The organism is Fodinibius salicampi, assembly GCF_039545095.1.
GTDB classification, from domain to species: domain Bacteria; phylum Bacteroidota; class Rhodothermia; order Balneolales; family Balneolaceae; genus Fodinibius; species Fodinibius salicampi.
The window spans coordinates 187,201-199,585 of sequence record NZ_BAABRS010000005.1; the positions used below are offsets into that span (position 1 = coordinate 187,201).

The 12,385-nt window shown below is 38.7% G+C and carries 12 protein-coding genes; 7 read left to right on the forward strand and 5 right to left on the reverse strand.

Annotated elements, in window-relative coordinates; translation table 11 throughout:
- Positions 1–48 precede the first annotated feature (48 nt).
- Entirely contained in the window at positions 49–2,262 is a 2,214-nt protein-coding gene (locus ABEB05_RS16230) for a PAS domain S-box protein (RefSeq protein WP_265791463.1), read from the reverse strand.
- A gap of 273 nt (positions 2,263–2,535) precedes the next feature.
- Between ABEB05_RS16230 and ABEB05_RS16235 the strand changes: the two genes are divergently transcribed.
- A complete protein-coding gene (locus ABEB05_RS16235; protein WP_265791462.1) occupies positions 2,536–3,288 on the forward strand; it encodes an alpha/beta fold hydrolase in 753 nt (250 codons plus the stop codon).
- A gap of 65 nt (positions 3,289–3,353) precedes the next feature.
- Here the strand turns inward: ABEB05_RS16235 and ABEB05_RS16240 are convergent, their stop codons facing one another.
- The 3 genes from ABEB05_RS16240 to ABEB05_RS16250 form a co-directional block, all read right to left on the reverse strand.
- The gene (locus ABEB05_RS16240; RefSeq protein WP_265791460.1) at positions 3,354–3,635 is read right to left on the reverse strand and encodes an Rdx family protein; all 282 of its coding nucleotides are present in this window, start codon (positions 3,633–3,635) and stop codon (positions 3,354–3,356) included.
- Between the two features lie 7 nt (positions 3,636–3,642).
- Positions 3,643–4,893 (reverse strand): beta-ketoacyl-ACP synthase II, encoded by a 1,251-nt coding sequence (gene fabF, locus ABEB05_RS16245; RefSeq protein ID WP_265791458.1) that lies wholly within the window; start codon positions 4,891–4,893, stop codon positions 3,643–3,645.
- Between the two features lie 237 nt (positions 4,894–5,130).
- Positions 5,131–5,493 (reverse strand): nuclear transport factor 2 family protein, encoded by a 363-nt coding sequence (locus tag ABEB05_RS16250; RefSeq protein WP_265791456.1) that lies wholly within the window; start codon positions 5,491–5,493, stop codon positions 5,131–5,133.
- A gap of 157 nt (positions 5,494–5,650) precedes the next feature.
- On the opposite strand from ABEB05_RS16250, the gene ABEB05_RS16255 reads away from it, so the two are divergent.
- Entirely contained in the window at positions 5,651–5,992 is a 342-nt protein-coding gene (locus ABEB05_RS16255; protein WP_265791454.1) for an AtuA-related protein, read from the forward strand.
- Positions 5,993–6,190: 198 nt separating this feature from the next.
- Here the strand turns inward: ABEB05_RS16255 and ABEB05_RS16260 are convergent, their stop codons facing one another.
- Entirely contained in the window at positions 6,191–7,159 is a 969-nt protein-coding gene (locus ABEB05_RS16260; RefSeq protein ID WP_265791452.1) for an integron integrase, read from the reverse strand.
- A gap of 294 nt (positions 7,160–7,453) precedes the next feature.
- Here ABEB05_RS16260 and ABEB05_RS16265 point away from each other — a divergent pair, with 294 nt between their 5' ends.
- From ABEB05_RS16265 to ABEB05_RS16285, 5 genes are all read left to right on the forward strand, one after another.
- Entirely contained in the window at positions 7,454–8,539 is a 1,086-nt protein-coding gene (locus ABEB05_RS16265) for a DUF5694 domain-containing protein (RefSeq protein ID WP_265791450.1), read from the forward strand.
- Positions 8,540–8,710: 171 nt separating this feature from the next.
- Positions 8,711–9,241 (forward strand): hypothetical protein, encoded by a 531-nt coding sequence (locus ABEB05_RS16270; protein ID WP_265791448.1) that lies wholly within the window; start codon positions 8,711–8,713, stop codon positions 9,239–9,241.
- A gap of 4 nt (positions 9,242–9,245) precedes the next feature.
- Positions 9,246–9,839, forward strand: coding sequence for a hypothetical protein (locus ABEB05_RS16275; RefSeq protein ID WP_265791446.1), 594 nt, complete (start codon positions 9,246–9,248; stop codon positions 9,837–9,839).
- 227 nt (positions 9,840–10,066) lie between these two features.
- The gene (locus ABEB05_RS16280) at positions 10,067–11,734 is read left to right on the forward strand and encodes an InlB B-repeat-containing protein (RefSeq protein ID WP_345694316.1); all 1,668 of its coding nucleotides are present in this window, start codon (positions 10,067–10,069) and stop codon (positions 11,732–11,734) included.
- 21 nt (positions 11,735–11,755) lie between these two features.
- Positions 11,756–12,241 (forward strand): hypothetical protein, encoded by a 486-nt coding sequence (locus tag ABEB05_RS16285; protein WP_265791442.1) that lies wholly within the window; start codon positions 11,756–11,758, stop codon positions 12,239–12,241.
- The last annotated feature ends 144 nt before the right edge of the window (positions 12,242–12,385 follow it).

The following is a 12,385-nucleotide window of genomic DNA, read 5'->3' on the forward strand; positions in this document are numbered from 1 at the left end:
AGGAAAAATAGAGACTGGGGAAAAAAGGAGTAAAGAAATAGATTGCTTTTAGATATAAGCGCTTCCTATCCCTTTTATCTCAGATTTTTCAAATTGGAGATAAAAAATCGTACCCTTTTCTTTTTCCGGAGATGGGCGGTAGCTAAAGGTAGCGTCTAATTGTTTGGCAAGCGTATTTATGAGACGGTATCCTAATGTATTGGTTTCGGAGATATCAAGGTTTTCCGGAAATCCTACTCCATCATCCTTTATAACCAATTTTAACTGTTCATCAACTTCCGCCAGATCGATCATTATTTTCCCCTTTTTTCTTTCTTTAAAGGCGTGTTTTATGATGTTGGTAACCACTTCATTGACAACGAGAGAACAGGGAATGGCCTGGTTAACATTTAGTTGGATGGAACTCAAATTAAGGTCAAGGGAAATATCTGCCTGTACCGGCATTGTATTTAATATTTTTTCAACCAGCGTCTTTATATTTTGTGAAAATTCCAGCTTTGAGAAACTGTTGGATTGATACAGTTGTTCATGAATAGTTGCCATTGAGCCGATGCGTATGACACTGTCCAGAAGCTTCGCTCTTAACTCCTCATTTTCTTCATCAAAGGCCTGAAGCTGCATCATACCCGATACAACGGCCAGGTTGTTTTTAACCCGATGATGTATTTCCGCTAAAAGGGTTTCTTTCTCTTTTAATGCCTCCTTTATTTTTTCCTCCTGCTTTTTTTGTTGCGTTATATCCTGAGCAATACCTTCCAGCATTTTTGGATTCCCCTCTTCATCCCGGTGTAGTGTTATACGCTCCATTATCCATTTTACTTTGCCATCCGGGGTAATGATGCGGTGTTCAGAATCATAGAAATTTTTATCGGGAAAAGGCTCTGCAGCATCACCCATAAAAATTTCTCTATCTTCTGGATGGATTGTCTTTAATAGATTTTCAAAATTAGGAAAAAAATTATTGGGATCTCGTTCCCAAATATTATAAACGTTTTCGGACCAATCTGATTTATCCTCAATGATATTATGGGTCCAATAACCTAATTTAGCTATCTGTTGGGCTGTTTTTAACTTAGTATATGCTTTTTCCAATTCTTCCTGGGCTTCTTTCTCTTGGGTAATATCTTCCAAAGTGCCATATACTTTGGTAACCTTACCTTCTTTAGCTAGAGGAAAGCCATTGACTTGTATAATTCGCTTTTCTCCCTCTTTTCGAGTTAAGTTAAGTTCAATACTGTAGGATTCTTTGTGTTTTATTGCCCGTTCCAGCGCTTTGTTAATTTTGTCAAGAGATTCTTCATCATAAAGCTTTTGGTTTATATGGGGACTTAAAAATTTTCTTTTTGGCAATTCATAAATTTCAAATGCTTTAGGAGTCATAAATACCTTCTCCGTTGATACATCATACTCCCATCCGGCAACCCCCGAAATTTGTTCCGTTCGCTCATTTATGAGTTGCAGCCTGCGTTGTTCCGTAATGTTTTGAAAATAAACAGTTATGCCTTCTGTTGATGGATGTACATTAACGCTAAACCATTTTCCCAGTGGCTCAAAATATTCCTCAAATGATGAGGGACGTTTTGTTTCTAATGCTTTTTTGTATTCAACATAAGATTTTTGGGCCTTATCAGCCGGAAAGACCTCCCACAGGTTTTTGCCTACAATTTCTTCCCGGGTCATTTTTAACTGTATTTCAGCTTCCCTATTCCATTGTATAACGGTCCAATCTTCCTGGATTTCAAAAAAACCATCAGTGATACTTTCCAAGATGTGATTTTCTTTCTGAAAAGGGTACTCTAATCCCGGTTTTTTAGAAAGAATCTCCATATCTACCTGGCATATAACTAAAACTCCCCCAACACCGCCAACCGGATCTTTTACCGGGCTATATTCATATTTGTTAACAATATTGTTGTTAACCTTTTCACTCCAAACAGTCTTATTGTTATTGAAAACCTGATCTAACTTGTCTTTCATAGCTTCCCAGGATTCGGACCATAGGTGTTCTCCTTTTTTTCCTAAATCATTCAGATAGTTACTACTAGTATTAAGAAAAGGTCTATATGCTTTATTGAAGAAGCAGAAGTGGTTGGATCCCCAAAAAAGCACCATGGGCAATGTCGAATTTGACATGATACTTATGGTTGCCTGTAAATTGTCCGGCCACTTATCAGAGGGGCCTAAAGGATGATCAGTCCAATCAGCAGACTTAATACAATCGGCTATGGAGCTATCAGTATCATCAGAGTTGTTGGTTTCCATATATTGGAAATACTAACAAAAAAAATTAGAGCAGCAGATGACTATCAATAAACATTAATTAATTTTAATATAACTATTAATTTATAAAGAAGGTATGATTTAAAAATGAGCTGCAATGATCGATTATGATCTCTTTTAATTAATCATTAAATATGCACCCATCCGACTCTCTTCATGAAAAAATAGAAATATCCGATTTTCAATAAAGAGCATTAAAATTTAATGATTAGCTTTTAATACCTTTAATAGTTAACAATACATAGGTAGTCAAATATGAAATCGCTTCTATTACTACACGGTGCTCTTGGAAATAAGAATCAATTGGATCCCTTTGCTTACCACTTAGATGACTATTTTGACCTGTATCGGCTGGATTTTGAAGGGCATGGAGAAGCGGGGCCTACGGGTGGTCCTTTCCGCATTGAGTATTTTGTAGAAAATGTACTGGGATATATGGATGAACACGGAATTAAAAAAGCAAATATATTTGGGTACAGCATGGGGGGATATGTCGCCTTGGCATTAGCTAATAAATATCCCGAAAGTATCCACAAAATAGCTACTCTTGGAACTATTCTTCAATGGAATCCGGAAATAGCAGAACAGGAATGTCATTATCTACACCCCGAAAAAATAAAAGAGAAAGTACCTCATTTTGCTGAAAAGTTAAAAGAACGGCATTTGTCTGGCTGGGAGCGCGTAGTAGACAGAACAAGAGATATGCTAGAGTATTTGGGGATGCATCCACAAATTAGAAAAGAAGATTGGAAGAAGATAAAAAGCAGCGTTCGTTTTCATGTAGGCGATCGGGATAATACGGCCCGAATAGAAAATACAGTAGAAGTGTATAAAAAGATGGATTATTCGGAGTTGGCAGTATTACCCAAGACCGGACATCCCGTTTCTGAAGTCAATATAGATGTATTGATTCCTTCTCTGCTGGAATTCTTTGAGGCAGCACGGGATAAGGATACAAATGAGCGGTCACGTAAAATAAAGGGCTATGGAAGTGAGCGGAAAAACTAGGCTAATGTACTTACTTACAAGTGATTAGCATTGAATTTACTTTTAACCGGTAAGGTTAGGAATATTTACCGATCGCTATGTCCCAAATCGCGATTGGGAGCAATTTGGTCGCGGACCAACTGCTTAAGTTCTTTTGATTCGGGAAAGCGCCCCTCTTTTGCCCTGGAAAAAAGGACTTTTCCATTAAGCGTGATATCAAAAGTACCGCCGCTGCCGGGACTTAAAGCCACTTCATCCAGGTCTTCTTCGAAAGTAGTAAGCAACTCTTGCGCCAACCAGCTGGCCCGGAAAAGCCACCGGCATCGCGTGCAGTAAACAATTTTTAGTTTATTTTTATCGCTATCCATCGCTCAGTCAGACTCCCTTAAACACCACAATGCCGTTATGTCCCCCGAAGCCAAAAGTGTTGCTCATGGCTACATCCACTTCCTTTTCCCGGGCATCGCCAAGTACAATATCCAGCGATGATGGTATTTTTTCATCAATGGTTTCCGTATTGATGGTCGGGGGGATAATATTTTCATTAATAGCCTTAATACAGGCAATGGCTTCAATCGCTCCGGCGGCACCCAGCAGGTGACCCATCATAGATTTGGTAGCTCCAATCGTAAGATGATCGGGCTTGTCACCGAAAACATTAACGGTAGCCTTCATTTCACTGATGTCGCCCACTGGTGTAGAAGTGGCGTGGGCATTGAGATAATCCACTTCTTCGGCATTGAGTTCGCTGTCATTAAGTGCCTGGTTCATTGCCTTTGTAGCTCCTTTTCCTTCCGGATGCGTGGCTGTCATGTGATAGGCATCGGCCGTCATGGATGCCCCGGTAACTTCGCCGTAAATATGGGCGCCCCGTTCTTTAGCATGTTCATATTCTTCCAGTACAAGCGTGGCCGCTCCCTCTCCCATCACAAAGCCGTCGCGGTCTTTATCAAAAGGACGTGAAGCAGTCTTGGGATCGTCATTGCGCTGCGATAAGGCCCGCATGGCCGAAAATCCTCCAAAAGAAGCCTCCGTAATACCCGCTTCGGATCCACCGGTAATCATTACTTTGGCCTTGCCCCACCGAATATAGTTGAGCGCATCCATAATGGCCGTGTTAGATGTGGCACAGGCCGAAACTGTGGCATAATTGATTCCCATAAGTCCATATTTCATGGAAATAAGTCCCGGTGCCATATTAATAATCAGCTTGGGGACAAAAAATGGATTGAATCGCGGGGTATAGTCATTATCAGCATAGTTTTTAACTTCCTCCTCAAAGGTATACATACCCCCTTGTCCGCTCCCCCAGATGACGCCGGTATCGAAGGGATCCATCTTGTCGAAATCGAGGCCCGAATCCTGTACCGCCTGCTCGGTGGAAACCAGTGCGTATTGGCTGTAGGGATCGGAGCGGCGGATCATATTGTGCTCCAGGTGTTCGGTAACATCATAGTCTTTGAGCTCGCAGGCAAAGTGTGTTCGAAATTGAGAGGGATCGAAATGTGTAATACGACCGGCCCCGCTTACCCCGTTAATTAGATTATCCCAAAAGTCGTCTACGTTATTTCCTATGGGCGATAAGGCCCCTAATCCTGTGACTACAACTCGCTTCGGCTTATTCATTGGTATGGATAAATATTTATTAAAGTATGTATAGGTTGAGTACCAGGCGCAATTGTGTGATTATTAAAAAATAGCCTGTTAATCAGTGTGTGTGAATATAACTTTCTCAGTTATCAATGGTAAATAATAAACCCAACCGAATTGGAAAAAAGGAATATAAAGGAAAAATATACCCGGGGAGAAAAAAATAGCCCTCCAGTGGAAGGAGGGCTATTCTAACAAAAAGATAAAGTAATTTTAGCTGTTTTGGGTGGCATAGAAACGTTCACGAATGATTTTGTCTCCATCCCATTCCTGAACGGCTACTTGTTCGAGTGTAACGCGATCGCCGCCTTTAAAGGTTACCTCCATTGCGCTTTCAACAGCCGTGGTTCCCTCTTCTTCATTTGAAGTGATAGCGGTAATATCGATGCCGTGGAAGGCTTCAACACTGTCAAAGAATTCATTTTCGCGTTCGCGATTGGTGTCTTTCCCCTCCACTTCGGTACCGTCTTCAAGAATCATCACTACATTTTCCGCATAATATTCTTCGAAGGCATCCAAGGCTGTTCCCTGCGCAATGTGGTCGTAAATGTCGCTAATTTTGTCTAAATAACTCATAAAAATAATATTAGTTTAATATTGAAGTATTTGTGAGATGGTATAACGGAGCTAAAAGTGAAAAAGTTTCCGAGAGCGCCATTTTTTTGTTTGCAGTCATTGCTGCTTCGGTCTATCTTGCATTCAACAGATCAAAAAACGGAGACACCAAAAAGATATGCCAAAAGTTAAGCTCATCGACATAGCGCATGGACGAAGCGGAGACAAAGGGGACGGCAGCAATGTGGGGATTATCGCCCGGCACCCGGATATCTATCCTTTTTTGAAAGAGAAACTTACCGCAGAAGTCGTTAAAGAACAGATGAAGCATATCTGCAAAGGAGAGGTTGAGCGGTATGAGCTGCCCAATATCGGGGCCCTTAACTTTGTGCTCCACGAAAGCCTGGCCGGCGGGGGTACCGTTTCACTGAAGATAGACGCCCAGGGAAAAACCCATGCCTATACCCTGCTCCGCATGGATATTGACGTGCCGGATGAACTGTTGGAAAAGGTTCACTAAGATCACTTTACCCAGTTAGGAGGGAATTTTGTAAAAATTTCTCCTTAACGAGCTGTCAACGCGATCCGCCAGCGGAGAAGCGATCTCCTTTTAGAGGCTCTGATCGGGAGATTGTTTGCCTATCGCGAAGCTTTTTTGTTGACCTCTTGAGTATCGCTTTCCCATTCCTGATTATTCGGACCACTATAACACGAAAGCTTATTTGTGTAAAACATCCGCCGGACTTTTAATAACACTCCCCTTGTTTTTTATAACGTGTGTGTAAATCATTGTTGTTTTAACATTTTTGTGTCCCAGCAGTTCCTGAACGGTTCGGATATCGTATCCAGCTTCCAATAAGTGCGTGGCGAAGCTGTGTCGTAAGGTATGGCATGTTGCATGCTTATTGATATCGCTTTTTTCTACCCCCTTCTTGACCTTTCGTTGTATGGTTGTATCGGAAATATGATGTCGATGTACCAATCCCGAACGTGGGTCTTTTGCTCTCTGAGGTGAAGGGAAAAGATACTGCCATTTAAATTTTTTAGCTGCATTGGGATATTTTTGTGACAAGGCTTTTGGAAGCAACGTTTCGGCATAACCGTCTTGCACATCTTTTTGATGAAGCATTTTTACCTTTTTGACCTGTCCTTTTAGTTTCCTTTTGGTTATCTGGGGCATTATAGTAACCCGGTCTTTATTCCCTTTGCCCGAACGTACCTGAATTTGATTGTACTCAAAATCCAGATCCAATACCCTTAGGCGAAGGCATTCAGATATGCGAAAACCTGCACCGTAAAGCAGCCGGGCAATCAGTTTGGATGTCCCTTTCATTTTCTGTAGTAGAGACCGCACCTCTCCAGGAGTTAACACTACTGGCAGTTTTTTAGGAGTTTTCGCTCGTTGAAAGTCCATCATTTTTTCGAGAGGCTGATCCAGAACGTGTTTATATAAGAACAAAATTGCACAGAGCGCCTGGTTTTGGGTTGAGCCGGCTACCTGTCGCTCTTCTGCCAGGTAATTCAAATACTTGACCAGATCATCTTCATTCATTTTACCGGGGTGTTTCAGATTATGAAATTTGACATAACGAACGACCCAGTTAACATACGCCTGTTCCGTTTTGTAGCTATAATTTCTGCGACGGATTGCTGTTCTTAGCCGGGCAAGTAATGAAAGCTTTGACATAATATTTGATCTCTTATTGAACCTTATGTTATTAGTAAGACCCAAAAAAAGACCAATCCTTACAAAAAAATATTATATCAACCTATTATCGCAATGCTATGTGTGATAATATCACCAGATAATACGTTATTTGGATTTAAATGGGATTTTTCAGAGTATTATCGTATGTAAGATAATATATTATCAAATATGCACCTTGATATAATTATAGGTTATACGTGCATTCATCATTAATACCTATATCAGCCTAACACAAATCGATACTATAATTTTTAAACCCAATTCTTAAATTCTATGCGTTTCGTTTTAATACTATTATCAATTTTTAGTTTAGTATTAACTGATTCCGCTCTTGCCCAATATTCAGGAAAATCATCGACCAAAGAAGACGACTTTAAAAAAACTAAAGTCCTTGTTTTAGCAACGCATCACATTAGCCATTATGAGGATGATTTTTCTCCAACGCTTCTTGACTCATTAATCAATGTTTTAAAAGACTATTCGCCCACTATAATTGGCATGGAAGTACTTTCAGGTGTCCAGATTGCAGAAATGGAACGACGGGGCGGACCTTATGACTCATGGCTTATTAGCTTTGCAGAAGAGCAGCTCAGATATGGATCGCAAGCACAAGAAGCTCTTGATATTTCTTGGCGAAAAGCGAACATGGTAGCCGACTCCCTGTTGGGGAAAGTGCAAAGTGCAAAAGAAATTGCAGACAGTACAAGATTAGAATTGATCAATCATCTGATTGCTTCTTACCGATTGCATACCGCTGCCTTACAATGGTCTTATCTAAGTGAAGAAAATCAATCGAATCAATCAATTATTCCCAAAACTACAGTAAAGGGACTCACTAATATCCTCAACTCCGCAGATGAAACTGTATCGATTTCACTTCGGCTTGCTCATCAATTGAATCTACAGCGATTATATCCAATCGATGATCACTTGGATAAAGATAGCTTTTATTCGGAAAATGACACTCAACTTGACAAAGCATTAGATGATTCTACTGTGCAGGCATTAAAGAATGCTCCATATTTAGTCAAGCAGGGAGATCTTTTGGAGCAAGGAATGGAAGACAGTACCTGGCTTCCTTTATATAAGTATATGAATTCACCTGCTTATTACGACCAAGACAAAGAAAAACAATGGCGAAATATTTTTCTTGAAACTTCTAACGTACCCTTGCGCTCTCGGCTTGCTCTGTGGGAAGAACGTAACCTGAAAATTGCTGCTCATATTCGTTCTGCAATTGCTCGTGACCCAGGCGGACGTGTTTTGATTACCATAGGGGCTTCTCATAAAGCATTTCTTGATTTATATCTCAAAGAAATGATGGGTATAGAAGTAGTACATCTAAGTGATATAATATAAAAACGAAGTATAAATGCCGTATAACCCGCGCATTAAGGGGACGCACCTCGCCAATTCTTTGCCGTTCTTGGTTTTTTAAATTTTCGTTCATTATTTATCAACTCAACATTTGTCCGTGCGCACCTTATGCGCCAGGTCGTTAGGTATTTTTAAATTCTACCAATCAATGAGATGATAAAAGGAAAAACAGAATTAGATGAACAAGTTTCGGATGAAGAGTACCAGTCTAAAAAGATTCACTATTTGAATTCTGAGTTGCAAGTTGACTTAGCATTCAATAAAAGTTTAATGAACCTGTCTGCTGGTGGTTTAGTACTTTCTGTAACTTTTATGCAACTTTTTGTAAAAGATGGAGGACTTGCCCTTAAGGGTCTTCTTTGGACTTCTTGGATTCTACTTCTCGCTGCTACTGTTCTTTGTTTATTCTTTTTCAAGATCGTTCAAAGTTCTCTTAGAAATAAACACCAAAAGTTAGAATATATGTTTAATACTGATCCGCCCGAGCGCTATGATGAGGCGTTTGAAGAAATTAATAGAGAAAGTATTAGAGAGGCTTTAGGTGATATTAGATGGAGTGAAAAAATTAAGAAGAAATTAAATTCCGTATTATCATTTCTTGCAGTTCATTTCCCTCTTATTACATCAGTGCTATTTATTAGCGGAGTAATATTTCTACTATTATTTGTATCCTACAATCTCTAAAAAAATGTCAAGCAGTAAACAATCTTGGGAAAAGTTTCTCAATCCAGAGAGTCTAAAAAGTAACCTTATTTATATTTCTCTTTTTATTACGTCCTTTGAACTATTTAAAGATAGAGTTGAAGAACTACCTTTAAATTTTTTTGCTAACGAATACGATCAAGATGGTCCAAAGGAAAGCGAAAAGTATAAAAGTGAGGTCAAATCGAGATCTAATTATTTAACAGAAGCATCATTACTTTGGTTTGCAGAGCTTGGAGCAATAGAAAAAGGAGATATAGATATTTATCATAAAATTAGAAAGCATAGAAATGAGCTTGTACATGATCTGAATAAATTTCTAGCTGAAATAGACAAAGAATTTGATGCGAACTTATTTACAGAGTTGATTGAGCTTTTTGCAAAAATTGAAAAATGGTGGATCGTCGAAATTGATATTCCAACTAATCCATTCCACTCTGGTCCCAGACCAACCGAAAATGATGATGTAATCCCAGGCTCAGTATTAATGCTTCAATTGATTCATGATATAGCTACAGGAAACGAACCAGAAGAAGGTTACTATTATGAGAAGTTCAAAGAAATGAATAAAAATACCTAACCCGCGCATTAAGCGGACAGGCCTCGCCGATTCTTGCCCGCCTGCTATTTATTATTTAACCTTTCACTTTGCAAACAATTTCAACACGTTGGCGCCTGCAGCTTATGCGCAAGGTCGTTAGGTTGCTTTACTACTAACCAGAAATTACCTTTGGGCCGAGTGTTAATTTGAAGTTTGGTAAATATTTGATGAGACAGTTACTACTTATTTCCATTTGCTTGTTAAGCTTGTCAATTATTACGTGTAGTACGAATAATGATACACAAATATATGATGTTAATATTTCTACTTCTCCCGTAGATGCAGGTAGCACCACTCCCGCTGATACTTCAATTGAAGAAGGCAAACAATTGAGTCTGAGTGCTGATGCAAACGAAAAGTATTTATTCACACACTGGAGCGGAGATGTTGATAGTACATCTACTAATCCTCTCTCAATCACTATAGATCAGAGTTATTCTATTACCGCCAACTTTAAAATCAAAAGTTATGAACTAGCTATAAATACGGATGGACAAGGTGTAGTTCATGAAGAAGTATTAGAAGAAAAATCAAAGGATTATAATCATGGAACTATTGTAAAATTGACTGCTGACCCTTCCAATCATTGGCAATTTCTAGAATGGCAAGGAGCAGAAACAGGTGCCCAAAATCCATTGGAAATAACAATGGATAAGAAAATGGAAATTTCTGCTGTCTTTGAGCGTAAGAGTTATCCTTTAAACATTTCCACTTCTGGTGAAGGAGATGTTTCACTTGATCCTAATCAGGTAGAATATAAATATGAAAAGTCTGTTGAACTTACGGCGAATCCACCAAATGGCTGGAGTTTTAGTAGATGGAAAGGCGATTATTCAGGTCAAGAAAATCCTGTTTCTTTATCAATAGACAGTTCTATGTCAGTAACTGCTATTTTTGAAAACAGTAAATTTGCTGGTGGAAATGGAACCCAAACTTATCCCAATAAAGTTTCTACTCTTAATCAATTGCAAGCTGTTAACCAATATCCTGAGGCGCACTTCAAACTAGTCAATAATATTGATGCAAATGCAACAGAAAGTTGGAATAACGGTAAAGGATTTAATCCAATTGGCAACAGTGATAAGCCATTTACTGGGTCATTCAATGGCCAAAACTTTAAGATTAGTAACTTAACAATAGACCGTATTAATGAAGATGCAGTAGGTTTTATGGGGCAAGTTAAAAATGCTGATATTAAAAATATTATTCTCGAGAATGTAAATATAAATGGAGACAGAGTAGTAGGTGGAATCATCGCTTATATTTTTCAAAGTACATTTAGCAACTCTCATATATCAGGAAATATTTCGGGGGGCACTTATACTGGTGGTCTTGTTGGTCAAAATAGTGGAAGTGAAATTATTCAAACTTCAGCTGATGTCAGAGTATCAAGTGATGGTCACAGTGTAGGTGGGCTGGTCGGACAATCTCAAGGAACTATTTTAAAGTCAAATGCCAAAGGCTCAGTTTCTGGCAATGAAAAAGTAGGTGGCTTGCTTGGATGGCATCGTGACGGTGAAGTTAGAAACTCATATACAACTACAGATGTCTCTGGATCAGAAAATATTGGGGGAATAATTGGAAGAAGTGAAAATGCCACTGAGTTGAGTACTTCATATTCAGTTGGTAGTATTTCTGGCACAACAAATGTTGGTGGTGTAATTGGAATTAATAATGGGAATATATCATCAACGTATTGGAACACAGAAACAACAAACCAAAATAATGGTATTGGTAGCGGTAGTTCTGGTGGGGTAACAGGTTTATCAACTTCAGAAATGTCAGGAAATGAAGCTAAAAACAATATGCCAGAATTTAATTGGAATGAAATATGGGTTACTACCGAAAATTATCCGATTCTATTTTGGGAATAGGCTAAATAAAAGTTGAGGGTAGTGAAAAAATTTCTATTTAATTACTTCGGTTATATTTCAGCAATTTTATTCTCACTTATAATTATATGTGCTTTTGTTTTAGACTTTATTGGTTATCAGTTTAGATGGCAAGTAACTATAACTATCCTAAGCTTAATTGTAACTTCATCTTTTCTTATCCAAAGGCAAAAGCTTCAAGAAACTAAACTATTCAATAAGCTTTTTAAGGATTTTAATAACCGTTACGATGCAATGAACGAATCCTTGGTAAGAATTAAGAATAAAAAAGAACTTTGCTCTGAGGATGAATCATACTTAGTTGATTATTTTAATCTTTGTGCTGAGGAATATTTATTCAAAAAGAAGGGCTACATTCCTGATGATGTTTGGAAATCTTGGGAAAATGGGATGGAATTTTATATGAAAGATGACAAAATTAAGCACCTCTGGATAAAAGAAAAGAAATCAGAGTCATACTATGGTTTAGAGATGCCCAATTGTGAGTAGCAACCTAACCGCGCATTAACTCGTTTATGCATTAGAAAGTCAACTCACTCCATACTTCTCCTTTGATCCTACCTGAGTGGTTGCTAGGACACCTGCCATTGAATAATTCCATACTGCTATTGACTACTATTCCCCTATCCCTGA